The 263-nt window shown below is 67.7% G+C and carries 1 protein-coding gene; it reads right to left on the bottom strand.

From position 1 onward, the window contains the following. Positions 1–263 (bottom strand): hypothetical protein (locus ACSNOK_RS34675; RefSeq protein ID WP_436784687.1); only part of this gene is annotated, 263 nt, incomplete at both ends.

The following is a 263-nucleotide window of genomic DNA, read 5'->3' as shown; positions in this document are numbered from 1 at the left end:
CATCGAAGGTCCAGCCGAAGTCGTTGAAGCCGACGCTGAAGGCTAGAAACTCGTCGTAGAGATCACCCGAGAAGGACAGGAAGTCCGGCAGTCCGGTCGAGGACAGGACCGCCGACTGGCCGCCCACTGTCACCTGCGTCGTGTAGGTGCCTTCCTGGTCCAGCAGGATGGCGACGGTCGCGCCGGCCAGGGTGCCACCCGGCAGCCCAGCCTCATCGATGGCGAGGCTCGCGGTACAGCCCGCCGCCGGCCCACCCTGCACC

Origin of the sequence: Streptomyces sp. URMC 126, assembly GCF_051386555.1 — a bacterium.
Taxonomy (GTDB): domain Bacteria; phylum Actinomycetota; class Actinomycetes; order Streptomycetales; family Streptomycetaceae; genus Streptomyces.
This window is presented reverse-complemented; position numbering and strand designations above follow the sequence as displayed.